This window comes from Streptomyces sp. NPDC049887 (genome assembly GCF_040656535.1).
GTDB lineage: Bacteria > Actinomycetota > Actinomycetes > Streptomycetales > Streptomycetaceae > Streptomyces.
Genome location: NZ_JBFAMM010000023.1, coordinates 71855 through 95859 on the forward strand (window position 1 = coordinate 71855; position 24005 = coordinate 95859).

The following is a 24005-nucleotide window of genomic DNA, read 5'->3' on the forward strand; positions in this document are numbered from 1 at the left end:
CACGTTTTTCCACGAGGAGAGCCATGTCCGAGGACTTCCCTGCCCAGAAACCGGGTGACCAGGGCGAGAGCGACGCGGAATCCGCGTACGACTACGACGTCGTCGTCGTCGGCTCGGGCTTCGGCGGCTCGGTCTCCGCGCTGCGTCTCACCGAGAAGGGATACCGCGTCGGCGTCCTGGAGGCGGGCCGCCGCTTCACCCGCGAGTCCCTCCCGAAGAACTCGTGGGACCTGCGCAACTACCTCTGGGCCCCGGCGCTCGGCCTCTTCGGCATCCAGCGCATCCATCTGCTGGGCAATGTGATGGTGCTGGCCGGTGCCGGAGTCGGCGGTGGCTCGCTGAACTACGCCAACACCCTCTATGTGCCCCCCGCGCCGTTTTTCAACGATCCGCAGTGGAAGGACATCACGGACTGGCAGGACGAGCTGAGGCCCTACTACGACCAGGCCAAGCGCATGCTCGGAGTACGGCTCAACCCGACCATGACCCCGTCGGACGTCCACCTGAAGGCCACCGCGCAGGCGATGGGCGTCGGGGACACCTTCCACATGGCCCCGGTCGGCGTCTTCTTCGGCGACGGCAGGGACGCGGTCGGCGAGGGCGGCACCGGCACGGCGAAGGCCGAGCCCGGGGCCGAGGTCCCGGACCCGTACTTCGGCGGGGCCGGGCCCTCGCGCCGCGCCTGCACGGAGTGCGGAGAGTGCATGACGGGCTGCCGTCACGGCGCCAAGAACACCCTGAACGAGAACTACCTCCACCTCGCCGAGAAGGCGGGGGCCGTCATCCACCCCATGACGTCGGTGGTCTCCGTGCGCGAGGACTCCCGGGGCGGCTTCGAGGTCGGGACCGTCCCCAGCGACAACCGGCGCCGGGGCGGCGGCCGTACGTTCACCGCCCGGCGGGTCGTCGTCGCGGCCGGCACGTACGGCACCCAGACCCTTCTGCACCGGATGAAGGACGACGGGCTGCTGCCGCGCCTCTCCGCCCGGCTGGGCGAGCTGACCCGCACCAACTCCGAGGCCATCGTCGGGGCCCAGACCGACAACCGGCGATACCGCAAACGTCACGGCAAGGACAGGGTGGACTTCACCCGGGGCGTCGCGATCACGTCCTCGATCCACCCGGACGCCGCCACCCACATCGAGCCGGTCCGGTACGGCAAGGGCTCCAACGCCATGGGCGGGATGACCGTCCTCCAGGTCCCGTACAGCTCGCGGCGCGTCCTGGCCTGGCTCGCCAACTGTGCCCGGCACCCGTGGCGCACCGTCCGGGCGCTCTCCAACCGCCGCTGGTCGGAGCGGACCATCATCGGACTCGTGATGCAGTCCCTGGACAACTCGCTGACGACCTACCGCAAGCCCAAGGGCCTCGGCAAGGGCCTGCTCACCGCCCGCCAGGGGCACGGTGCCCCGAACCCCGGGCAGATACCCGAGGCGACCCGCGCCGCGACGCTCCTCGCCGAGGAGATCAACGGCTTCGCCGGATCCAACATCGGCGAGCTGATCGGCACCCCGCTCACCGCCCACTTCCTCGGCGGCTGTCCCATCGGCGCCTCGGCGGAGACCGGCGTCATCGATCCGTACCACCGCCTGTACGGTCACCCCGGCATCTCGGTCGTCGACGGCGCCTCGGTGTCCGCGAACCTGGGCGTGAACCCGTCCCTGACGATCACGGCCCAGGCCGAGCGGGCGATGTCCCTCTGGCCCAACAAGGGGGAGACGGACCCGCGCCCCGAACAGGGCGTCGCCTACGAACGCCTGGCTCCCGTCGCTCCTAAGGCCCCCGCCGTCCCGGCGGACGCCTTCGGAGCCCTGAACCTGCCGTTCCTGGGCATGCCGGCAGTCCCGCCGAAGTCGTCCTGAACCCGCCGGGGCCCTCCGGCCCAGGCCGTGCGACCGGACATGAGAGAGGCGCTGCACCCCCCTCCGAGTGCAGCGCCTCTCTTGCTCGGTGCGGTGCGTTACGCGACGGCGTCGCCCTTGCGGCGCTTCATCGCGAAGACGACACCGGCGCCGGCGACGAGGGCGACACCGCCGGCGATGCCGATGGCCGGGAGCACGGAGGAGGAACCGGTCTCGGCCAGGCTGCCGGTGACGGGGATCTCCTTGAGCCCGCCCTGGGGCTTCGGGTTCGGCTTGGGGTCCTGGTCCTTGCCGTCGCCCGGCTTGGCCTCGCCCGGCTCCTCGTTGTCGCTGCCCGGGGACAGGACGGTGAAGAACCAGTCCGAGAAGGTGCCGTGCATGCAGTTCTTCTCGGAGTCCACGTAGCCGCCGAAGCCGATCGAGTAGGCATCGCCGGCCGGCGCCTTCGACGAGATGTTCAGGCGCAGCTTCAGGTCCACGAAGGCCTTGGCGTCGAGCTCGGTCTCACCGAAGTAGGCGCCGTTGCCGAACTCCTCCGGCAGCTGGTCCCACTTGCCGTTCTCGTCCTTGTACTGGAGCTGGGTGTAGGTGCTCAGCCAGTCCTTCTCGTCCTCGCTCTCGAAGGAGAAGTCGTTGTCGACGAAGAGCGCCCACTGGACGGTGCCGAGAGCCTTGTCGGAGTTGTTGGTGGCGCGCAGCGAGAACTCGTGCCAGCCGCTGCCCGCGACGATCTTGCCGGGCAGGCCCTTGACGGCCAGCTCCAGATGCCCGTCGAGGTCGTTGCCCTCCTCGTCGACCGGGCACTCCTCGAAGACGCCCTCCTCGGGGTCCTCGTCGTCGCCCGGCTTGGTCTCCTCGGCCGGCTTGGTGTCCTCGGCCGGCTTGGTGCCGTCGCCCGGCTTGGTCTCCTCGGCCGGCTTGGTCTCCTCGCCCGGCTTGGTCTCCTCCGCAGAGGTCTCCTCGCCCGGCTTGGTCTCCTCCGCCGGAGTCTCATCCGCGGGGGTCTCCTCCGCGGGGGTGTCCGGCGTGACCGGGGTCTCGTCGGCGTTCGGGGTCTCCGACTCACCGGTCGAGCCGGACGTGGTGCTGCTGGTGCCACCCGTCGTTGCGTACGCGGCCGGCGCCGCCAGGAAGGCGGCAGGGGCTATGACAGCGGTCGCGGCTGCGACAGCCATAGCGCGGCGAAGCTTCATCAAGACCTCAGTGAAGTCCGGCGTGCCGCGTCACGCGGCACGAGTCTGGGGGCCCTCCCGGCTATGGGGGTACGGGTGTGGCCATTGGTTCCGCATGCATGACCTGTGATCAGTGCAATTGGTTGCATGGGAACTCACACAGAATTTATGTGACGCCCGACACATTGCCGCGGGCGTATGGCGGTCGCGAGGTGTCCCGCTCCGCGCGGCGTTCCCGGAACCGGCCTCCACCCCGCCGTGTGGCCCTGGCCGCCGGCGGAGTGCTCTTCGCTCACCATGCGCCGCCGGCGCTCGGCGAACGGCTGACCCAGGCCGCCGCACGCTGCACGAAACCCATCAGGAAGGGCCCCGCGGAAGCGTTTCCGCGGGGCCCTCTGCTCTCGGCGCAGGCGTCGGGGCCGCGTCGGTACCGAGAGGCGGAGTCCGGGGCGGGGCAGCCGGACCGCACGGCCGGAGCCGTATCGCCCGGTCCGGCAGTGGCCCGACGGCGCTGGCCGAGGTCCCGTGGCGGGTGGTGCCGCGGCGGGGTGGCCGGTGCGTGGTGCGGTCCGGGAGGGGCCGGTTCGTGGCGGGCGGTCGCGCGAGCGGACAACCGGCTCGGCCGGATGCGGCCGGTTCCGGGCGTCCCCGGAACCGGCCGCCTTGGGGTGACCGGGCTGCTGTCCCCTGCCGACCGGTCACGCGCGCCGGGGCGAGGTCCCACGACGTACCTCGCGGTACGTCACACGCCCCAGCGGGGCCACGCGTGGATCTTTCCTTCGGGGCCGCCCCTGGCTGGCACGGACATCGGTACCAACGAAGCGCTCCGGGACCGGTCACGGGCCGTACGGGTGAGAGCGTGCCCGTACGGATGTGCGTACGGCGTGCGGCAGAAGAGCGCGGCGGCACGGCGGGTGCGCACGGTACGTCCGGCGCCCCGCCGTGCCGCCGCGCACCCCCCGGGCCATGGGAACCGCGCACACCCCTCGAACCACGGGCGCGCGAGGGACCCCTCAGACGCGGCCCCGGCACAGCTCCAGCAGCGTCATCGCCAGCGCTGTCCCCGGCTTGCCGAGCGCCTCCCGGTAGTGACCGAGCACCTCCATCTCGCGCGAGAGGTTCACCCGGCGGCCCCCGGAGGCGATCCGGGCCTCCTGGATGACGGCCGAGACGGCCATCCGTTCCTGGATCAGCCCGATGATCCGGTCGTCGAGGGAGTCGATGCGGTCGCGGGCGCCGCTGATCAGGCCCGCGGCCTCGTCGGTGCGGGCGCCGGTGTCGGGACGGGCTGCGGTGTCGGTGGCGGGCACGGGGGCTCCTTTGGTGCAGGCCCTGTACCGACCGGGCCCGGAAACGACAGGACGCCCCGGGCCTTGTCGGCCCGGGGCGCCTGGGAAGTCGCTTGTCAGTTGCTCAAGCAGCACGACCATGGCAGCCGGCGGGCCGGGTGCCATAGGTAAAGACGAAGGTCGAGTGCTTGCGCATGGTGGTCAGTATGACCCCACGGCCCCCGCCGGGGCCAATACGGGTTCGGATGGTGAGACGAAGAGCGGTGTCGCGGCGCCGGTAGAATCGACTGACAGAGCCCCCTCCACCCACCGCCGGAAGGCCGCCGTAGTGTCATCTGCGTCCCCCGCTGCCGCGCCCGACGTCACCAACCCGGACGTGGTCCTCGTTGTCGACTTCGGCGCGCAGTACGCCCAGCTCATCGCCCGCCGCGTCCGCGAGGCGCGGGTCTACAGCGAGATCGTCCCGTCCACCATGCCGGTGTCGGAGATGCTGGCCAGGAAGCCCGCGGCGATCATCCTCTCCGGCGGCCCGTCCTCCGTGTACGCGGAGGGTGCCCCGCGCCTCGACCGAGCGCTGTTCGAGGCCGGGGTCCCCGTCTTCGGCATGTGCTACGGGTTCCAGCTGATGGCACAGACGCTCGGCGGCACCGTCGACAACTCCGGCGCCCGTGAGTACGGCCGCACCGACCTGCACGTCAGCAAGGCCGGTTCGACCCTCTTCGAGGGCACCCCGGCCGAGCAGCAGGTCTGGATGTCGCACGGCGACGCCTGCTCCGCGGCCCCCGAGGGCTTCACCGTCACCGCCTCGACGGCCGTCGTGCCGGTGGCCGCGTTCGAGAACGACGAGAAGAAGCTCTACGGCGTCCAGCACCACCCCGAGGTGATGCACTCGACGTACGGCCAGCAGGTCCTGGAGCACTTCCTCTACCGCGGCGCGGGCATCGAGCCGACGTGGACGACCGGCAACGTGATCGAGGAGCAGGTCGCCGCGATCCGTGAGCAGGTCGGCGACAAGCGCGCCATCTGCGGACTGTCCGGCGGCGTCGACTCCGCCGTCGCGGCCGCGCTCGTGCAGAAGGCCATCGGCTCCCAGCTGACCTGCGTGTACGTCGACCACGGCCTGATGCGCAAGGGCGAGACCGAGCAGGTCGAGAAGGACTTCGTCGCCGCGACCGGCGTCTCCCTGAAGGTCGTCGACGCCGAGCAGCGCTTCCTCGACGCGCTCGCCGGGGTCTCCGACCCCGAGGAGAAGCGGAAGATCATCGGTAGGGAGTTCATCCGGGTCTTCGAGCAGGCGCAGGCCGAGATCGTCGCCGAGGCCGCGGGCGAGCACGGTGAGCAGCCGGTGCAGTTCCTGGTCCAGGGCACGCTCTACCCGGACGTGGTGGAGTCCGGCGGCGGCACGGGCACGGCGAACATCAAGTCGCACCACAACGTCGGCGGCCTCCCCGAGGACCTCGAGTTCGAGCTGATCGAGCCGCTGCGGAAGCTGTTCAAGGACGAGGTCCGGATGGTCGGCCAGGAGCTGGGCCTGCCGGAGGAGATCGTCCAGCGCCAGCCCTTCCCGGGCCCCGGTCTCGGTATCCGTATCGTCGGCGAGGTCACCAGGGAGCGCCTGGACCTGCTGCGCGAGGCCGACGCCATCGCCCGCGAGGAGCTGACCGCCGCCGGTCTCGACCGCGACATCTGGCAGTGCCCGGTGGTCCTGCTCGCCGACGTCCGCTCCGTCGGCGTCCAGGGCGACGGCCGCACCTACGGTCACCCGATCGTGCTCCGCCCGGTCTCGTCCGAGGACGCGATGACGGCGGACTGGACGCGCATGCCGTACGACGTCCTGGCGAAGATCTCGACCCGCATCACCAACGAGGTCGCCGACGTGAACCGCGTCGTCCTCGACGTGACGTCGAAGCCGCCGGGCACCATCGAGTGGGAGTGACCCCCGCTCCCTGGTCAACACCGACGCCGTCGCTCATACGTTTGGGTGGCGGCGTCGTTGTTCACGGTGGGTAGTCTGATCGTACGCACCAGACTCATGTCCATGGGAGCACTCATGAGCGCAGAGATCTCGCACCACTGGCCGGTGCCGCCGCGAGAGGGCTACACCGTGGACGACCTGCTCACCCTGCCCGACCTCCCGCCGCATACCGAGCTGATCGACGGGAGCCTGGTCTTCGTGAGTCCGCAGCGGGATTTCCACAGCATTGTCATCGACCTGTTGGTGCACGGGCTGCGGAGTACGGTGCCGCCGGAACTGAAGGTCCGTCGAGAGATGACCGTTGTGATCGACAAGCGCAACGGCCCCGAGCCGGACGTCTCCGTCGTCCGTGCCGCCGCCGCGCGGAGCCGGGAGCAGACCTACTTCCAGGTCAGGGACGTCCTGCTGGCGGTCGAGGTGGTCTCGCCGGACTCCGAGGCGCGCGACACCGACACCAAGCCGCACAAGTACGCGGGCGCGGGCATCCCGTACTTCTGGCGCGTCGAGATGGCCGCCGACGAGCAGCCGGTCGTCCATGTCTTCGACCTCGACACGGAGTCGCGCGTCTATGTGCCGGGCGGCACGTTCCGCGACCGGCTCAAGGTCTCCGTCCCCTTCGACATCGACATCGACCTGGCCGGCATCGACCGGCTCTGAGCCCGGACTTCACCCCGGGGCGCGCCCGCCCCTCACCCCGCCTCCAGCGTGAAGTCCTCGTAGTGGAAGCCGGGCGCCACCACGCAGGTCACCAGGACCGGCTCGTCGCCCGCCGGCTCGGCGGACTGCCAGGTGCCGGCCGGGACGAGGAGCTGGGGCCGCTCGCCCGACTCGACGGAGGGCCCCAGGACCAGGGTCGTGCCGGTGGCGTCCGGCTTGTCGCCGGTGCCGGCCAGGTGCAGCCGCAGCGGGCCGCCGCGGTGCCAGAGCCACACCTCGTCGGAGCGGACCCGGTGCGGGCGGGAGCGTTCGCCGGGGTGGAGCAGGAAGTAGATCCCGGTGGCGTAGGCGCGCTCGCCGGGATATCCGGGCGGAGTGGTGGAGCCCGTCGTGCGCCAGGTCTCACGGAACCATCCGCCTTCGACGTGCGGTTCCAGCCCGAGGAGCTCGACGAGTGGGGAAGCCGGTGCGGTCATGTGCCCATTGTCACCGGTCCCGGTCAAGGCTTGCCGTATATGGCCAGTTGGCGCATCCGGAGGTACCTTCCGCGCCATGACCGACATGCAGGTGCCGGAGCCGGTACCCGTCGAGCGGCTGCACTTCGCCATGCCGCCGGTGCACGAGTCCGCGGCGGATGAACGCGTGCACCGGAAACAGCGGCTGGCCGGAGCGTTGCGGCTGTTCGCCCGGTTCGGGTACGAGGAGGGCGTCGCCGGGCACATCAGCGTGCGCGACCCGGAGGCGCCGGACCGCTTCTGGGTCAACCCGTTCGGGGAGCCGTTCGCCACGATGACGGCCGGCCGGCTGATTCTGGTCAACGGCGACGGACAGGTCGTCCTCGGCTCCCGGCACGTCAACCAGGCGGCGTTCGCCGTGCACGCCGCGGTGCACCGGGCGCGGCCCGAGACCGTCGCCGTGGTGCACGCCCACTCCGTCCACGGCCGCGCGCTGGCCTCGCTAGGCGAACTGCTGGACCCGATCACCCAGGAGGCGTGCGCCTTCTACCAGGACCACGCACTGTTCGACGCCTACACGGGCGTGGCCGTCGACGCGGAGGAGGGCAGCCGCATCGCTGCCGCCCTCGGCCCCCACAAGGCCGTCATCCTGCGCAATCACGGGCTCCTGACGGTCGGGAACTCGGTCGACGCGGCCGCCTGGTGGTTCGTCTCCATGGAGCGCTGCGCGCAGGTGCAGCTGAGCGCCCGGGCCGCCGGGAAGCCGGTGCTCATCGACCACCGCGACGCGGTCGCCACCCGTGAGCAGCTCGGCGGCGATCTCGTCGCATGGATCAGCTACCAGCCCATGTGGCGTCGGATCGTCGCCGCAGAACCCGAACTCATGTCGTAGTACGTCAATTCGATCGTGCGCAAATCACCCTCGCGCCGGCCTCCCGACGCGCGCGCAGCCTCGCCCGTACGGCACAATTCCTTGGGATCACGGGGTAGTTGCCGAAGCTGCCTACCGGGGAAGGGTGCGTCGCCGTGGCGGTGCAGGAAGCGGGACAGAGCGTGCACGGCGGTGGCTGCACCTGCGGCGACTGCCCGCACGGCAGGCGTGAGGGCCACCGGAGGGCCGTCGCCCGGTTCCTGGCCAGGCGCGACGAACTCGCCGGGGGGCGCGGGCTGCCCACTCAGGTCGCCTCCTCCCCGGGCGGCACCCGTCAGTGGATCTCCGACGAGCTGACCGAGTCGGCCCGGTCGCTCGCCGAGCGCAGCCGAGCCGCCGGGGAGTCGTGGCTCACCCGCGTCTGGCGGCGCACCCTGCTGGTGCTGTGGGGCTGGGTCCTGCTGCTCCTCCTTGTCCAGGCCGTGACCGCGATCGGCTCCGGCTGGACCGTGGCCCGCACCGCCGGCCTCGCCGCCGCCGTCTGCCTGGCCGCGCTGCTCACCGCGGCGGCCCGGCTCCACCGGGCGCACGGCGGACTGCTCGCACCGCTCGTCGGCGAGGACAACCGGCTGTCGACCTCGCGGGCGGTGGCCGCCGTGTGGGTGCTGTTCGCCGCCTACGCCGTGCTGTTCCTGGCGTTCCGGCTCGCCGCGTCGGCCCCCGCCGGACTCGGCCTCGCCCAGGGCGCCGGACTGCTCACGATCACTGCCGCCGTTTCCCTGATCGCCGTCGTCGTGCGCCGTGTCGTCGCCGTCCGCATCATCACCCAGCGGCTCCAGAAGGTGACGGCGGACCGGCCCCGGCCCGCGGACCTGGTGTGCGACGACGCGGGCCGCGGCAGCTTCCCCGACGCGCAGTACGTCCTCGTCGGCGGGGTCGCCCTCGTCTGCGCGACGGTGCTGCTGGCCCGCCGGCCCGACCGGCTGCCGGAGCTGCCGTGGGGCCTGACCGTGCTGGTCCTGGTCTCGGCGGGGGTCTACCTCGCCGGGAAGTACGCGGAGGGCGGCCGCCCGGTCGTCCTGTCCGTCGTCCGTGCCAGGGAGCCCGGCGGCCTCGACGGACCCGTCCGCATCGGCGACGACATCGAGATCCGCGGAGCCGGCTTCGTGCCGCCGGGCGCCGGGAGCCCCGACCGGCTCGCCCTGATGACCGTCCGGATCGGCGCGGTCCACGTCCATGTGCCGCTGGTCCCGGTTCCCGGCGGATTCACCAGCCCCAGTGATACGAGCATCACGGTCCCGGTGCCGGCCGAGGTCGAGCCCGGAAGGGTCGAGGTGCAGGTCGTGACGGCGGCGGGTGCAGAGTCGAACCGGCTGGCCGTCGACGTCGTGGACTGACCGGGCTGAGCCGTACGGCCGTCGCCCCCGTATTCACGGGGGCGGGACGTGGGGACAATCGTCCCAGCCGGGTGAGACACGGAGGCGACGATGACGCATGTGTACCGGACGACGGCGACGTACGCGACCGACGACGTGAGCACCAACTGGAAGGAACGCGCGGCGCGCTACTCGCTGCTGCCGCTGCGGCTGTTCCTCGGAGTGACCTTCATCTACGCGGGACTGGACAAACTCTTCGACAGCGCGTTCCTCTCCGCGACCGGGACCGGTTCCATCGGAGAGCTGATGAGCACCGTGCGGAACAGCTCCGCGGTGCCCGCCCTCGTGGACGTCGCCCTGAAGAGCCCCGAGGGCTTCGGCTACGCGATGGCCTTCTGTGAACTGGCAGTCGGCGTCGGCACCCTGCTGGGACTGCTCGCGCGGCTGGCCGCGCTGGGCGGAGCGCTGATCTCGCTGAGCCTGTGGCTGACCGTCAGCTGGCAGACCGAGCCGTACTACTACGGGAACGATCTGGCCTACCTGGTGGCCTGGCTGCCGCTGGTGCTCGCCGGCGCCTCCGTGTTCTCGCTGGACGCGGCGATCGCTGAACGGCGCCGGCGCAGCCGGTAGTGGACCAAGGCGGTGACGGCGGCGAGGAAGAGGCCGCCGGTCATCACCGGAAGAGCAGTGAACCACGGGGTGCGCCAGGCCCCGGCCGCGTCACCGAGATAGGCCGCGGCGGTCGCCAGGGCCGCCGTGCCCGCGATCAGCCTCCCCGGACGGAACTCATGACGCAGCACGGGTGACCTCCACCTGTCCGAGCGCGACCGCCAGATCGAGGTCGAGCGTGCCCGCGGGCCCCGCACCGGCGGGCGGAGCGAGCGTACCCGTGCGGTCCAGGTCCGGTGCGACGTCCACGTCGTTCACGGGGTCCCCGGGCAGCCGGACGTCACCGACGCCGGCGCGGGCCCGGATCCGCACGGTGGCGTCCGGGGGCAGCACGACCGTCAGCCGGCCCGCGCCGACCTCCGCGACGGTGCTCACCGTCCCCTCCGGCGGCACCGCCACCCGGCTCAGGTCGAGCGTGGCCGTGCCCGAGCCCAGCTGGTACCGCGGAGCGACGGCGGCGGCGGTCGCGGGCCGCCACTCCGTCCGCGTCCACCGGGTGGTGATCTGCTCGGGCAGGACGGACGCACCCGCCAGGAGCCCGGTCGTGACCACGGTCAGCAGGACCGTGCCACCGCCGATCCGGCCGAGGAGGCTGCCGATCACCAGGCCGAACCCGAGGACGGCGAGCGCGCAGGCGAACCCGGTCTGCAGGCTGGTGCCCAGCGGCTGCGACTCCCAGGACAGACCCGTGCCGAGACCACCCGCCACCAGAGCGAGCAGGAAGACTATTCCGGCGATGCCGCGGGGCCCGCGCGGGCGCGGCGCCGGAGTGGCGCGGCGCCGCTCGCTGGGGAACGGGGCGGCGCCCGGAGCGGCGTCGGCCGGCCCCCACAGATAGCCGGTCGCCACCGGCCCCGTGCTGCCGTCCTTGACGATCGGGTCGCGCCACCAGGACGGGCCGTCGGGCGTGGGCGGTGCCTTGGCCTCCGGCGGGGCCTCCGCCACGGCGTGTGCGGTCGCCGCGTCCAGCGGCCCGCCGTGCGGGGCGGTGGTGGTGCGGCGCCGGGACCACACGGCGGCGCCGGCGACGGCGAGCGACAGCAGCGCGGAGAACGCGAGCGTCCCGTCGTTGCCCAGCATCGACAGGAACAGCCCGCAGCCGAGCAGCGCCAGCAGCACGGCGACCAGGGCGGCACCGTCGACCCGGCCGGACAGGGCGCGCCGCGCCTCGTTCTCCTCCTCGCCCTCCAACGGGATCAGCAGCCAGGCGAAGCCGTAGAAGATCAGGCCGATGCCGCCGGTCACCGCCAGTACACCCACGGCGATACGGAAGACCACCGGGTCGACGTCGCAGTACCGGCCGAGCCCCCCGCAGACCCCGCCGGCGACCTTGTGCCGTGCGGTCCGCCGCAGCAGCACGGGCGGGAACCGCGGCTCCGGAGGAGCGGCGGGCGGGGCGGTCGGCCGAGTCATGTCTCCATGGTGACGGGCCGCGACGACGGGCGGCAGCCGTCCCGACCCTGGCCGTTCCCTGATATTGCACCCCGAGGCCGGGCCGGGAGCACCGAGGCTCAGGGTCGCTCTCAGGGACGGCCCTGATGTCCCCACCGCCGGGGCCGTGTGACCATCGGGGCATGCCCGCCGCCACCGTCCGTCCGCCCGAGACCGAAGAGCCCGCCGCCCGCAGGCTGTACCGCAGCGCGGAGGGCCGTTGGCTGGGCGGTGTGGCGCGCGGGCTGGCGGGGCACCTCGGCCTGCCGGTGATCTGGGTCCGGCTCGTCTTCCTCGGGCTGTTCATGGCGGACGGCCTCGGCGCGCTGCTCTACGCGGTGTTCTGGATCGCCGTGCCGCTCGGCGTCGGGGGCAGATCCGCCGAGCCCAAGCCCGTCTTCGAGACGGCGCCCGACGGCAGACGACGGCTGCGCAAGCCCGACAAGGGACAGCTGTTCGCGCTGGTCGCCCTGTTGATCGGTGCGGTGGTGTTCGTCGCCAACATCAACCTCGGCGGCCCCGCGAACCGCTATGTCTGGCCGGTGCTGCTGACGGGCGCCGGCGTCGTGCTGGTGTGGCGGCAGGCGGACAACGCCCGCCGGGCGCAGTGGACCGGCGACGACCGGCGCCGCAGACTGCTGCAGCTCGCCCGCGGCCTGGCCGGCGTCGCGCTGGTCGGCATGGGACTCACCGTCTTCGTGGTCGTCAGGGGCTCCGCCGCGCAGCTCGGCAACGTCCTGACCGCCGCCCTGGCCGTGATCGTCGGTGTGGCCCTGCTGGTCGGCCCGTGGCTGGTGCGGATGACCCAGGACCTCTCCGAGGAGCGTCTGATGCGCATCCGCGCCCAGGAGCGCGCCGAGGTCGCCGCCCACGTCCACGACTCCGTGCTGCACACCCTCACCCTGATCCAGCGGAACGCGGACGACGCGGGGGAGGTGCGCCGGCTGGCCCGCGCCCAGGAGCGCGAGTTGCGCAACTGGCTGTACCGGCCGGAGGGCACCGGTAAGGAGGAGGACGAGGAGCCCACCATGCTCGCGGACGCGGTGAAGCGCGCCGCGGCGGAGGTCGAGGACAAGCACGGCGTGCCGCTGGAGGTCGTCGTCGTCGGTGACTGCGCGCTCGACGAGAAGCTGACGGCGCAGATGCAGGCCGCGCGCGAGGCGATGGTCAACGCCGCGAAGTACGGTGGCGAGGGAGGACCCGTACAGGTGTACGCGGAGGTGGAGGGCCGTACGGTGTTCGTCTCGGTGCGCGACCGGGGGCCGGGGTTCGACCCCGACGCGGTACCGGAGGACCGCATGGGCGTACGAGAATCGATCGTCGGCCGTATGCAGCGCAACGGAGGGACGGCGCGCCTGCGGTCGGTGCCCGGCGGAGGCACCGAAGTGGAGCTGGAGATGGAGAGGGCGGACGGATGACCGAGCAGACCGACGCAGCCGAAGGGACGGAGCGCCGGGTACGCGTCGTGCTCGTCGACGACCACCGGATGTTCCGCGCGGGTGTGCAGGCCGAGATCGGCAGGACCGAGGAGACGGGCGTCGAGGTCGTCGGCGAGGCCGCCGACGTCGACCAGGCCGTCACCGTGATCACTGCCACCCGTCCCGAGGTGGTGCTCCTCGACGTGCACCTGCCCGGTGGCGGCGGCGTGGAGGTGCTGCGCCGCTGTGCGGGACTGGCGGCGGCCGCCGAGCGGCCCGTCCGCTTCCTGGCGCTGTCCGTCTCGGATGCCGCCGAGGACGTCATCGGGGTGATCCGGGGCGGTGCGCGCGGCTATGTCACCAAGACGATCACCGGTGCCGATCTGGTCGACTCGATCTTCCGGGTGCAGGAGGGCGACGCGGTGTTCTCGCCGCGGCTGGCCGGATTCGTCCTCGACGCCTTCGCCTCCACGGACGCGCCCCCCGTGGACGAGGACCTGGACCGGCTCACCCAGCGCGAGCGCGAGGTGCTGCGGCTGATCGCCCGGGGCTACGCGTACAAGGAGATCGCCAAGCAGCTCTTCATCTCGGTGAAGACGGTGGAGTCGCATGTGTCGGCGGTGCTGAGGAAACTGCAGCTGTCGAACCGGCACGAGCTGACGCGCTGGGCGACGGCACGCCGGCTGGTCTGAGCCCGCGAGCCCCGGTGGAACACCACGAGTCCGGTGAGGACCCGGGGCGGTACCTCCTTCTTGACGTCCTGGTGGCGCGACCCGATCGTCAAGGACGGCACCACGGGGCAGGTTTCCGGCGTCCGCGGCGAGGTCTACGTCCGGCCGCCCCCGCAGTACGACGAACCCGCCTACCGCAACACGAAGTTCCCGGTCGTCGAGCTGCTGCCGGGGTACCCGGGGTCGGCGAAGGCGTGGTTCGCCACGCTCGACGTGCAGGAGCAACTGGGGCCGTTGACGGAGAGCGGCGAGATCGCCCCGTTCACCCTCGTCGCCCCGCGCACGACCCTGCCCCGCCGGGCGACCCCGCCCCGGGCCGCCGGCGAGTCGCGCCCGCACCCCACGGGCCGGCACGATCAGGCGATCCGCGTCGCTCCCGCGTAGGGCATCTGGTCGATCGGCGCGATCCGTACCGGCGCTCCCGGACGAGGGGCGTGGATCATTTGGCCACCACCGATGTACAGACCCACGTGCGAGACGCCGGAGTAGAAGAACACCAGGTCTCCCGGCGCCAGCCGGGACCTCGGAACCCGCTGCCCCGCGTCGATCTGGCTGTACGTGGTGCGCGGCAGCGCCACCCCGGCGGAGCGCCAGGCGGCCTGGGTCAGCCCCGAGCAGTCGAAGGCGGACGGCCCCGTCGCGCCCCAGACGTAGGGCTTGCCGAGGGCCCCGTACGCGTAGGCGACGGCCTGTGCGGCACGGGGGTTGGGCGCGGCGACGGCGGGTCCGGTGCGGACCGTGCCGCGGTCCGCGCGGCCCGCGGCGGTGCCGTCCCGCCCGGCGTGGGCCGCGCGCTCTTCGGCGGTGAGTCGCGCCAGCAGGGCCTGGGCCGCGGCCAGCTTCTTCCGCACCACCGCGCGGTGGTGGGCCACGCGGGCCCGCTGCTCCTCGAACTCGGCCAGCCGCTCACCGGCCTCGGCGCGCACCTGCTCGAGCTCTCTCGTCTGCCGCCGCAGCGCGGCGAGGGCCGCGGTCCGGCGGTCACCGACCCGCTCGGTCAGCTCGGCGCCCGCGAGGTACCGCGCGGGGTCGGAGTCGAGGACGAGCCGCAGGGCGGGATCGAGGCCGCCCGCCCGGTACTGCGCCCTCGCGAAGGAACCCAGCGCGTCGCGGGAGGCGTTCAGGCGCTCCGTGCGCCGGGCGGCCTCGTCGCGGAGTTCCCCGGCCTCCCTCAGCGCCGTATCGGCCTTCTCCTTCGCCCCGTTGTACTTCTCGGTCTCGGCCTCCGCTTCCTGGTACAGCCGGTCGGCTCCGGCCCGGACCTCGTCCGCGGTGGGCACCGGCTCGGCCTGCGCGGCGCCCTCGAAGGCGGTGGTGGTGGCCGCACCGGCGAGCGCGAGAGTGGCGGAGAGGCGTGCGGCGGTGCCGGGAAGCGTGCGCTGCCTGGGCTTGCGGTGCGCTGCCACGAGGGCCTGTCCTTCCGTAGGGGCCCGCCGGTACGGGGACCGGCGGCGGACCGCACAGGGGGAGCGGCCCGCCACCGGCTCTTCCGGCGGGGGCGGCCGGCGGCCGTCCGGGTGCGGACGGTGGTGGAGCCGACCACCTGGGTGAGGACGCTAGAGCTCTCGGTCACCGCGAAGTGGCGCCATGAACGGAATTGGCATGAGAAGGACCGCGTGGGTTCGCTTTGGGACCGTCCGGCTAGGCTCCGGTGCCATGGACGTACTCATCAATGTCTTCGTCGCCCTTCACATCATCGGCATCGCCGCGCTGCTCGGCGGTTTCCTCACGCAGATGAAGGCGATGGGGGCGGGGGCGGCGCGCTTCACGCCCGGGATGCTGCACGGCGCGCTGACCATGCTGGTGACGGGTGTGGCGCTGGTGGGACTGAACCAGGCGGACGGCCAGCCCGTGAACAACCTCAAGATCGGTATCAAGCTCGCCGTGCTCGTGGTGATCCTGGCGCTCGTCTACGTCAAGCGGGACGAGGAGACCGTGGACAAGGGGGTGTTCGCGGCGGTCGGCGGCCTGACCCTGGCGAACGTCCTCATCGCGACCCTGTGGACCTGAGTGGTCCGGGCCCGTGCACGGCTCGCGCCGCAACCCCCTGTCCCGAAGGGCGTCGCGGCGCGAGTGCGTGACTCCGTGGGGCGGTTGTCGTGGGTCACCGGCCCGCGAGAACGCTACGCGGGCCGGACGCTGCCGTGGATCGGCATGTAGTAGATCGACTCCTCGCGGACGTTCGCGCCCGGCTTGGGGGCGTGGATCATCTTGCCGTCGCCGATGTAGATCCCGACGTGGCTGATGTCGTCGTAGAAGAAGACCAGGTCGCCCGGGAGCAGATCGGCCGTCGCCACGCTCTGTCCGGCCTTCACCTGGTCCCAGGTCGTCCGGGGGAGGTCGACGCCCGCCGCGCGCCAGGCGGCCTGGGTGAGCCCGGAGCAGTCGAACGAGCTCGGGCCCGTCGCGCCCCAGACGTACGGCTTGCCGATCTGGGCGCGCGCGAAGGACAGCACCTTCTCGGCCTTGGCCGCGTACGTGCCGCCGGTCGTTCCGGAGGTCGTCCCCGTACCCGAGCCGGATTCCGCGCCGGTGCCCGTCTGTTCGCGCTCCTGCCGCTCACGCTCCTGGAGCTGCCGTTCGGCCTCGGCCTCGGCTTCCGCCTTGGCCCTCGCCTCGGCCTTCCGGCGGGCCTCCTCCTCCTTCTTGCGCTCGAGTTCGGCGAGCCGGGCCCGCTCCTCTGCGGTCAGCTGCGACAGCAGCTCCCGCGCCTCGGCGAGCTTCTTCTGGACGGCCTGCTTCCTGGCGCGCAGCGACTCCTGTGAGTCCGTGAGGGTCTCCAGGCTCCGGGTGGCCTGGGCGCGCTGCTTCGCCGCCTCGGCCCGCTGGGTCTCGTAGTCGGCGATGGCGCCGCGCTGCTGCTCGGTCAGCCGGTCCATCAGTTGTGTCTGGTCGGCGTAGGACTGCGGGTTGTCGGCGAAGAGCAGTGCGGCGGTCGGGGTGACGGCGCCGGTGCGGTACTGGGCGGCCGCGTAGCTGCCGAGGGCGCGCCGGGACTCGTTGAGCGCCTCCGTGCGCTCGGCGGCCTCGTCGAGGGCCCGGTCCACCTTGCGGCGCTGCTGTTCGGCGGACTCCTTCGCCTTGTTGTACTCCTGGGTCGACGAACCCGCCTGGCGGTAGAGGTCGTCGACCTTCTTCTGGACTTCTTCGATGCTGGGCTTCGGGTCGGCTGTCGCATTCTGGGCCGAGAGGAGCGAGACCCCCGCTATCGCGGCCGTCGTGAACCCGACGGCAGGTGTGTTCGTACGTGTGCGGCTGCGCGGCTTGCGGTGCGACGCCAAGGCCGGCATCTCCTTCCGTGGAACGCCTACCGGGTTAGCTGTCGGGTTCGGACGGAACGGAAGGTTTGCCCTACGGACCAGGTGAAACCAGGCCCGATTCACCCCGGTTGTGCTTTCTGAGTGGGTCCCCGGTTCCGAAGTCCTCTGTGAGGAGCACGGATTCGGCGCGGCTGCCCGGCCGACGTGGTTCGTCGAAGGGGGTACGGGCCGCCTGGGCGAGCACGCTAGCCAAAGTGTGGTGCTGCTGTGAAGGAGAGTGGTCGATATGCCCGATACATTTTCGTGACCTTGGCGCTATGTGTCCGTGTCATGACTGGAGGTGTCCGATGGTGATTCCCGCGAAGGCGGCGGCGGGCTGTCCGTGGGGCCGCCTAGACTCGGAGAGCGATGAGCAGCCTCTTTGACGACAGTTTCCTGGCGGACCTCCAGCGCACCCCGGCCCCGGAGGACCCCCCGCCACCGGAGGACGACGAGCACCTGCCCGCGGACGAGGTCCCGCACGACCTCTTCGAGGGCAGGTTCGACGTGCCCCCGTCCGGGGACGCCCACTACCGCAACGGGGCCCCGCGCCCCGTCATCGACCCGGCGGCCCTGCTCGACGGGCTGAACGAGCAGCAGCGCGCCGCCGTCGTCCACACGGGATCGCCGCTGCTCATCGTCGCCGGCGCCGGCTCCGGCAAGACCCGGGTGCTGACCCACCGGATCGCCCATCTGCTGGCGACCCGCGACGTCCACCCCGGCCAGATACTGGCCATCACCTTCACCAACAAGGCCGCGGGCGAGATGAAGGAGCGCGTCGAGCAGCTCGTCGGCCCACGCGCCCGCGCCATGTGGGTCTCCACCTTCCACAGCGCGTGCGTCCGCATACTGCGCCGGGAGAGCAAGAGGCTCGGCTTCACGTCGTCCTTCTCGATCTACGACGCCGCCGACTCCAAGCGGCTGATGGCACTGGTCTGCCGCGATCTGGACCTCGACCCGAAGCGGTACCCGCCGAAGTCGTTCAGTGCCAAGATCTCGAACCTGAAGAACGAGCTGATCGACGAGGAGACCTTCGCCGACCGGGTTGGTGGGGGGACCGCCCAGGCCGAAGGCTCCGGGGGAGGTTTCGAGAAGACGCTGGCCGAGGCGTACCGGATGTACCAGGCACGCCTCCGCGAGGCCAACGCGCTGGACTTCGACGACATCATCATGACCACGGTCCATCTGCTCCAGGCGTTCCCGGACGTCGCCGAGCACTACAGGCGCCGGTTCCGCCATGTCCTGGTCGACGAGTACCAGGACACCAACCACGCCCAGTACACGCTCGTGCGCGAGCTGGTCGGGACGGGCTACGACGACCTCGGCCCCGCCGAGCTGTGCGTGGTGGGCGACGCCGACCAGTCGATCTACGCGTTCCGCGGCGCCACGATCCGCAACATCCTCCAGTTCGAGGAGGACTACCCGGACGCGACCACGATCCTGCTCGAGCAGAACTACCGCTCGTCCCAGACGATCCTCTCCGCCGCCAACGCCGTGATCGAGCGCAACGAGAGCCGTCGTCCCAAGAACCTGTGGACGAACGCGGGCGCCGGAGCGCACATCACCGGCTACGTCGCGGACACCGAGCACGACGAGGCCCAGTTCGTCGCCGACGAGATCGACCGGCTGACGGACGCGGGCGAGGCCAGGGCCGGGGACGTTGCGGTCTTCTACCGGACCAACGCCCAGTCCCGTGTCTTCGAGGAGATCTTCATCCGCGTCGGCCTGCCGTACAAGGTCGTCGGCGGGGTGCGCTTCTACGAACGCAAGGAGGTCCGCGACGTCCTCGCGTACCTCCGGGTCCTCGCCAACCCCGAGGACAACGTGCCGCTGCGGCGGATCCTGAACGTCCCGAAGCGCGGCATCGGCGAGCGCGCCGAGGCGATGGTCGACGCGCTCGCCCTGCGGGAGAGGATCACGTTCCCGCAGGCGCTGCGCCGCGTCGACGAGGCGTACGGCATGGCCGCGCGCTCCGCCAACGCCGTGAAGCGCTTCAACACGCTCATGGAGGAGCTGCGCACGATCGTCGACTCGGGCGCGGGTCCCGCGGTCGTGCTGGAGGCCGTGCTGGAGCGGACCGGCTACCTCGCCGAACTGCAGGCATCCACCGACCCCCAGGACGAGACCCGTATCGAGAACCTCCAGGAACTCGCTGCGGTGGCCCTGGAGTTCGAGCAGGATCGGGGCGCCGAGGAGGGGACGGGCACGCTCGCCGAGTTCCTGGAGCAGGTCGCGCTGGTCGCCGACTCCGACCAGATCCCCGACGAGGACGAGGAGGGCAGCGGCGTCATCACGCTGATGACCCTGCACACGGCGAAGGGCCTGGAGTTCCCCGTCGTGTTCCTCACCGGCATGGAGGACGGCGTCTTCCCGCACATGCGGGCGCTCGGTCAGACCAAGGAGCTGGAGGAGGAGCGCCGTCTGGCGTACGTGGGGATCACCCGTGCCCGCGAGCGCCTCTACCTGACGCGTTCATCGATGCGCAGCGCCTGGGGTCAGCCCGCCTACAACCCGCCCTCGCGCTTCCTCGAGGAGATCCCGGACGCTCACCTGCAGTGGAAGCGGACGGGCCCGGTGGCGGCGCCCGCGGGGCCCACGTCCGGCATCGCCTCGGCGCTCTCGTCGTCCCGCTCCCGCTCCGGTCCTTCGGGGTTCGCCACCCGGCGGACGACGGACAAGCCCGTGATCGCCCTGGCCGTGGGCGACCGCGTCACCCACGACCAGTTCGGGCTGGGGACGGTGATGGCGGTGACGGGCTCGGGTGCGGACGCCCAGGCCACGATCGACTTCGGCGACGCCAAGCCGAAGCGGCTGCTGCTGAGGTACGCGCCGGTGGAGAAGCTCTGACGGTCTGAGAGAGGTCGGCATCCGCTGCGATCCGCTGCGATCTGCGGCGAGCACGGGGGCGCCGCGGGGCCCTGCGGCGGTCGCCGGCGTGCCCGCGGGGCCGGGCCGCCGCGGCGCGCGCAGGGTGCGGTGGACGGCGCGCCCGGCCCGGTCCGGCGGGTGCGGGCGGGCCCGTGGGTGCGGCGGGTACCGGCAGGCTCGACCGGGTCCGAAGGGCGCGGCGGTGGGCGACGGGTTCGCGCGAGGCCGGGCCGGCGGAGTGACGGTCCGGGCCGGAGGCTCAGGGGCGGTCGCAGAAAGGCGCACGTCCGGCCGGTTGGTTCGGGCCGGCCGGGTCCTGCGCACCGGCGGAGCCGGCTGGATCGGATCAGGTCGGGCTGAGACCGTGGCTGCGCAGCCACGACAGCGGGTCGATCGCGGACCCTCCGCCGGGCCGAACCTCGAAGTGCAGATGCGGGCCGGTCGAGTTGCCCGAGTTGCCCGAATAGGCGATGACTTCGCCTGCCTTGACCTTGCCGGAACGGATCTTGGTGCTGCTCAGATGGCAGTACCAGGTCTCCGTGCCGTCGGCGGCGGTGACGATGGCCATGTTGCCGTAGGCGCTGTTCCACTGCGTCCGCACGGTGCCGTCGGTCGCGGCCATCACCGGCGTCCCGTACGAGACGGGGAAGTCGATTCCGGTGTGCATGGACATCCAGTTGACGCCGGCCTGGCCGTAGTAGGCACTGAGGCCGTGCTGGGCGACGGGGAGGGCGAACTTGGGACGCAGCCGCTCCCGGAGGGCGGCCTCCTCCTCGCGCTTCTTGCGCTCCGCCTCCTGCCGGGCCTTGAGGTCGATGCGTTCCTGGGTCCGGCTCGCGCGGTCGCCGAAGTCGCGGGCGTCGGCGCTGAGCGCGGCGAGCTGGGTGTCGAGCGCGTTGTTCGCGGCGACCGGCTCGACGGACGACGGATCGGCTGCCGTGACCGCGGTGTTGTCGTCCTTCTGCTGCTCGCCGTCGGTGAGTCCGCCGACCGAGGCCGCCGCGACACCGGCGACCCCCATCACACAGACGGAAGGCACGGCCACGGTGAGGAGCGCGGAGCGCTTGGCGGGAGTGCGGCGGCGGCCGCGGGCGCCGCCGGCCCTGCGCACGGGGCGGGCCGAGGCGGCGGAGAGGGTGACTGCGGGTGCCGCGACGGTGGCGGCGCCGGCGATCATCTCGGCTTCGTGGTCGTGTCCGTAATCCGGTTCCCCGTCGTACGCGTGCTCCGGCCCGTACTCGGAGTGTTCCGGGTGGTCGGAGTGCTCCGTTGCGGAATCGGGCGCGGCCTCGCCCCCGAAGCCCGGCTCGGTGTCGTGCCCGGCTTCGGTCCCGTAGCCGGACGCGGTGCCGGGCTGTGTCTCGTGCGAGGTGCCGAACTCGGCCGCGGTGGGGAACTGTTCTGGAACGAAGGCCGCGGGGGGATCGTGCTGCTCCCCGTACGCCGGGTACTCGGAGTGCCCGGATCCGGGCAGCTGCCCGGTGTGGTCGCCGTACTGCGGGTGGACGGCGGTGGCGTCGGCGCCGGCCGAGTTCCACGCGGTGGCGTCGTAGGCGCCGGTCTCGTACGACGTCGCCGCGCCGTAGCCGGCCGTGGTCCACTGGCCGCTCGCGTCGTAGGGCTGCGCCGCGTTCTCGAACTGCGCCGCCGTGAACTGCCCCGCCTCGTTCCAGGCGTTGGCGTCCCACTGGCCGGTGGTGTCGTACTGCGCGGCGTCGTACTGCGCTGCGTCGAAATGCGTTGCGTCGTACTGCTGCCCGTACGCATGCTGGGGGTTGCCGTAGGCGTCCTGGCCCGTCGGGGAAGCGGAGGACCACTGCGTCGCGTCGTACTGGCCGCTGTGGGCGAGGTGGGCGTCCTCGTAACTGCCCGGCATGGCGCCGAAGAGCGGGTCGGTGTCGAAGCTGCCGGTGGCGTACGCGTCGTACCCGGCGTGGGGGTGCTGGTCGTTCACCAACTTCTCTCTCGCCTCGGCAGCAGGACCAGGGTCTGGGGGGCCGCCCCGCACGGGGGGTCCCAGAGGCAACGCAGTGGCGCGACTGTACCCGGCGGTATGCGACGCCGACAATCTTCGGCAGGTTTTGCGGAAGCGGGAAACGGGCATTCGGCCGTGTTTCGGCGGACTGCGGGCAGAGCTTTGGCCTTACGTTCGATCGTTGTTCGACTTCAGGCCACGGAAACGGCACCGGGCGACTCGGCTTCCGCGTCGGATGCCTCGAGCGCCTCGTGGATGCCCGCCGCGACTGCCGGGTGGACCGGCAGCGCGAGATGTCCGATACCGCTCACGCGGACGTTCCGCACGATCAGATCCGGATGTTCCAGCTGTGCGGTCTCCAGCGGGACCATGATCTGGTCCAGATCGCTCCAGAAGCTGACGAACCTGGTCAGGCAGCCGGGCGCGGGCAGCCGCAGCTCCTCGATCACGGCCGAGTCCGGGCGCATCTGGCGCACGATGGGGTGCGCACTGGCGAGCGGGGCGACACGCGTGCCCGCGTGGGGCGTGCCGAGCGTGACGAGCGTCCGGACCCGGCGGTCGCCCCCGAGTCGCTGGACGTAGTACCGCGCGATGAGACCGCCGAGGCTGTGGCCGACGATGTCGACCCGCTGCCGCCCGGTGCGTGCGCAGATCTCCTCGACATGGCGGCCCAGCAGCTCGGCGGCGGTCCGGATGTCGCACGTCAGCGGTGAGTAGTTGAGCGACTCCACATGGCGCCCGCCCCGGCGTGCCAGGGACCGCCGCAGCAGGACGAACACGGACCGGTTGTCCACGAAGCCGTGGAGCAGCACGGCCGGCGGGTACGGGGGTGACTGTGCCGGGAACGCCGGGAGCGTGGGGGAGTCCGGGCCGCCGCCGGGTGTCTCGGCGTCCGGGGAACCGGGGGGCGGTGGTCCGTCGAGCTGCGGGGCTGTTCCGAGGTGCGGTGATCCGCCGACGTGCGGCGAACCGGTGGCGGGGCCGGGGGAGCGGCGTTCCGGAAACAGGCCGGAGGGGTAAACGATCATGTGCGCGGTGAGGATGGCCAGCTCCAGGGCAGTGGCACGCAGCAGGGCGACCGGCATCGTCATCCGCAAGAGCGGCAGGAACCCCATGGCCCGACCTCCCGACTGGCGCACGGGGGCGCGGCTCCGTCCCCCGTGTGCCCTCATGGGGCTGCCCACGGCGCCGACCGCCGGGCCGCACGGCTGGCGGCACGGTGAACACGGCGACCGAACAGCGGCTCCCTCGCGGCGTCCCGGCTGCGGCCCGAGGCCCTCCGGCGGGTACGGCGCGTAGCGAATATGTCCCAAGTGTGATTTCCCCCTCGCCGTCCACCGCGAAACGGCGGCTTGCGGGATGCTGTAGATCTGTGGATAACGTTCGTTCACCTCCCGGGCCCGCTTCGGCACGGGGCGCGGCACGGGATCCGTGCCACGACGGCACACAGCGCGTCGATCGGCGCGGCTGGGTGCCAATGAGGGCACAGTGCCCATGGCGGCACAGTCGGTATGTGGAGGCAGTGATGGGTGTGACCGGTCCGATCCGCGTGGTGGTGGCCAAGCCGGGTCTCGACGGCCACGATCGCGGCGCGAAGGTGATCGCACGAGCCCTGCGGGACGCCGGTATGGAGGTCATCTACACCGGGCTGCACCAGACCCCCGAGCAGATCGTCGACACCGCGATCCAGGAGGACGCCGACGCGATCGGCCTCTCCATCCTCTCCGGCGCGCACAACACGCTCTTCGTGAAGGTGCTCGAACTGCTCAAGGAGCGGGACGCGGAGGACATCAAGGTCTTCGGCGGCGGGATCATTCCCGAGGCGGACATTCCTCCGCTGAAGGAGAAGGGCGTCGCGGAGATCTTCACCCCGGGAGCGACGACGGCGTCGATCGTCGACTGGGTCAACGCGAACGTCCGCCAGGCGGTGTAGGCCCGCACGGCGGGACGGCGGCAC

General features: G+C 71.8%; 19 protein-coding genes, 1 pseudogene and 1 riboswitch. Of the genes and pseudogenes, 12 read left to right on the forward strand and 8 right to left on the reverse strand.

The features are described from left to right. Positions 1–23 precede the first annotated feature (23 nt). Positions 24–1862: a GMC family oxidoreductase gene (locus tag AB0J10_RS25290; protein ID WP_363064743.1), complete on the forward strand. Its 1839-nt coding sequence runs from the start codon at positions 24–26 to the stop codon at positions 1860–1862. A 98-nt stretch (positions 1863–1960) separates the two neighbouring features. Here AB0J10_RS25290 and AB0J10_RS25295 read toward each other — a convergent pair whose 3' ends face one another. Beyond that, positions 1961–3037 carry an LPXTG cell wall anchor domain-containing protein gene (locus AB0J10_RS25295; protein WP_363064744.1) on the reverse strand — a complete coding sequence of 359 codons (1077 nt, stop codon included), beginning with the start codon at positions 3035–3037 and terminating at the stop codon, positions 1961–1963. A 1010-nt stretch (positions 3038–4047) separates the two neighbouring features. Continuing rightward, positions 4048–4344, reverse strand: a complete 297-nt coding sequence (locus tag AB0J10_RS25300) for a chorismate mutase (protein ID WP_363064745.1) — start codon at positions 4342–4344, stop codon at positions 4048–4050. Positions 4345–4651: 307 nt separating this feature from the next. Here AB0J10_RS25300 and guaA point away from each other — a divergent pair, with 307 nt between their 5' ends. Beyond that, positions 4652–6259: a glutamine-hydrolyzing GMP synthase gene (guaA, locus tag AB0J10_RS25305; protein ID WP_363064746.1), complete on the forward strand. Its 1608-nt coding sequence runs from the start codon at positions 4652–4654 to the stop codon at positions 6257–6259. A 114-nt stretch (positions 6260–6373) separates the two neighbouring features. Further along, positions 6374–6955, forward strand: coding sequence for a Uma2 family endonuclease (locus AB0J10_RS25310; RefSeq protein WP_363064747.1), 582 nt, complete (start codon positions 6374–6376; stop codon positions 6953–6955). A gap of 32 nt (positions 6956–6987) precedes the next feature. Here AB0J10_RS25310 and AB0J10_RS25315 read toward each other — a convergent pair whose 3' ends face one another. Beyond that, a complete protein-coding gene (locus AB0J10_RS25315) occupies positions 6988–7431 on the reverse strand; it encodes a cupin domain-containing protein (protein WP_363064748.1) in 444 nt (147 codons plus the stop codon). A 76-nt stretch (positions 7432–7507) separates the two neighbouring features. Here AB0J10_RS25315 and AB0J10_RS25320 point away from each other — a divergent pair, with 76 nt between their 5' ends. The 3 genes from AB0J10_RS25320 (at position 7508) to AB0J10_RS25330 (ending at position 10287) form a co-directional block, all read left to right on the forward strand. Then, positions 7508–8302 (forward strand): class II aldolase/adducin family protein, encoded by a 795-nt coding sequence (locus AB0J10_RS25320; RefSeq protein WP_363064749.1) that lies wholly within the window; start codon positions 7508–7510, stop codon positions 8300–8302. A gap of 161 nt (positions 8303–8463) precedes the next feature. Further along, on the forward strand, positions 8464–9678 hold the full coding sequence (locus AB0J10_RS25325) for a hypothetical protein (RefSeq protein WP_363064785.1): 1215 nt from the start codon (positions 8464–8466) through the stop codon (positions 9676–9678). A gap of 90 nt (positions 9679–9768) precedes the next feature. Continuing rightward, positions 9769–10287, forward strand: a complete 519-nt coding sequence (locus AB0J10_RS25330; RefSeq protein WP_363064750.1) for a DoxX family membrane protein — start codon at positions 9769–9771, stop codon at positions 10285–10287. Between the two features lie 156 nt (positions 10288–10443). Here the strand turns inward: AB0J10_RS25330 and AB0J10_RS25335 are convergent, their stop codons facing one another. Further along, on the reverse strand, positions 10444–11739 hold the full coding sequence (locus tag AB0J10_RS25335; RefSeq protein WP_363064751.1) for a PspC domain-containing protein: 1296 nt from the start codon (positions 11737–11739) through the stop codon (positions 10444–10446). 161 nt (positions 11740–11900) lie between these two features. On the opposite strand from AB0J10_RS25335, the gene AB0J10_RS25340 reads away from it, so the two are divergent. The 3 genes and pseudogenes from AB0J10_RS25340 to AB0J10_RS25350 form a co-directional block, all read left to right on the forward strand. Further along, complete coding sequence (locus tag AB0J10_RS25340; protein ID WP_363064752.1) at positions 11901–13175, forward strand: PspC domain-containing protein; 1275 nt, start codon at positions 11901–11903, stop codon at positions 13173–13175. After that, positions 13172–13867 (forward strand): response regulator transcription factor, encoded by a 696-nt coding sequence (locus AB0J10_RS25345; RefSeq protein WP_138053602.1) that lies wholly within the window; start codon positions 13172–13174, stop codon positions 13865–13867. The genes AB0J10_RS25340 and AB0J10_RS25345 overlap by 4 nt, the downstream gene beginning before the upstream one ends. Before the next feature lie 105 nt (positions 13868–13972). Further along, positions 13973–14197, forward strand: a pseudogene (locus AB0J10_RS25350) (esterase); the annotation flags it as partial. Positions 14198–14262: 65 nt separating this feature from the next. On the opposite strand, the gene AB0J10_RS25355 reads toward AB0J10_RS25350, so the two are convergent. Beyond that, positions 14263–15312, reverse strand: a complete 1050-nt coding sequence (locus AB0J10_RS25355) for an NlpC/P60 family protein (protein ID WP_363064753.1) — start codon at positions 15310–15312, stop codon at positions 14263–14265. Between the two features lie 250 nt (positions 15313–15562). On the opposite strand from AB0J10_RS25355, the gene AB0J10_RS25360 reads away from it, so the two are divergent. Further along, entirely contained in the window at positions 15563–15916 is a 354-nt protein-coding gene (locus AB0J10_RS25360) for a hypothetical protein (RefSeq protein ID WP_363064754.1), read from the forward strand. Positions 15917–16029: 113 nt separating this feature from the next. Here the strand turns inward: AB0J10_RS25360 and AB0J10_RS25365 are convergent, their stop codons facing one another. Further along, positions 16030–17196: an NlpC/P60 family protein gene (locus AB0J10_RS25365; protein ID WP_363064755.1), complete on the reverse strand. Its 1167-nt coding sequence runs from the start codon at positions 17194–17196 to the stop codon at positions 16030–16032. Further along, a riboswitch (cyclic di-AMP (ydaO/yuaA leader) is annotated at positions 17195–17364 on the reverse strand. It overlaps the preceding gene by 2 nt. A 210-nt stretch (positions 17365–17574) precedes the next feature. On the opposite strand from AB0J10_RS25365, the gene pcrA reads away from it, so the two are divergent. Then, positions 17575–20052 (forward strand): DNA helicase PcrA, encoded by a 2478-nt coding sequence (gene pcrA, locus AB0J10_RS25370; RefSeq protein WP_363064756.1) that lies wholly within the window; start codon positions 17575–17577, stop codon positions 20050–20052. 367 nt (positions 20053–20419) lie between these two features. On the opposite strand, the gene AB0J10_RS25375 is transcribed toward pcrA, so the two are convergent. Together AB0J10_RS25375 and AB0J10_RS25380 are read right to left on the reverse strand one after the other, a co-directional pair. Continuing rightward, a complete protein-coding gene (locus AB0J10_RS25375) occupies positions 20420–22027 on the reverse strand; it encodes a M23 family metallopeptidase (RefSeq protein WP_363064757.1) in 1608 nt (535 codons plus the stop codon). 212 nt (positions 22028–22239) lie between these two features. Next, the gene (locus AB0J10_RS25380; protein ID WP_363064758.1) at positions 22240–23163 is read right to left on the reverse strand and encodes an alpha/beta fold hydrolase; all 924 of its coding nucleotides are present in this window, start codon (positions 23161–23163) and stop codon (positions 22240–22242) included. A 410-nt stretch (positions 23164–23573) separates the two neighbouring features. Here AB0J10_RS25380 and AB0J10_RS25385 point away from each other — a divergent pair, with 410 nt between their 5' ends. Further along, complete coding sequence (locus tag AB0J10_RS25385; protein ID WP_363064786.1) at positions 23574–23981, forward strand: cobalamin B12-binding domain-containing protein; 408 nt, start codon at positions 23574–23576, stop codon at positions 23979–23981. The last annotated feature ends 24 nt before the right edge of the window (positions 23982–24005 follow it).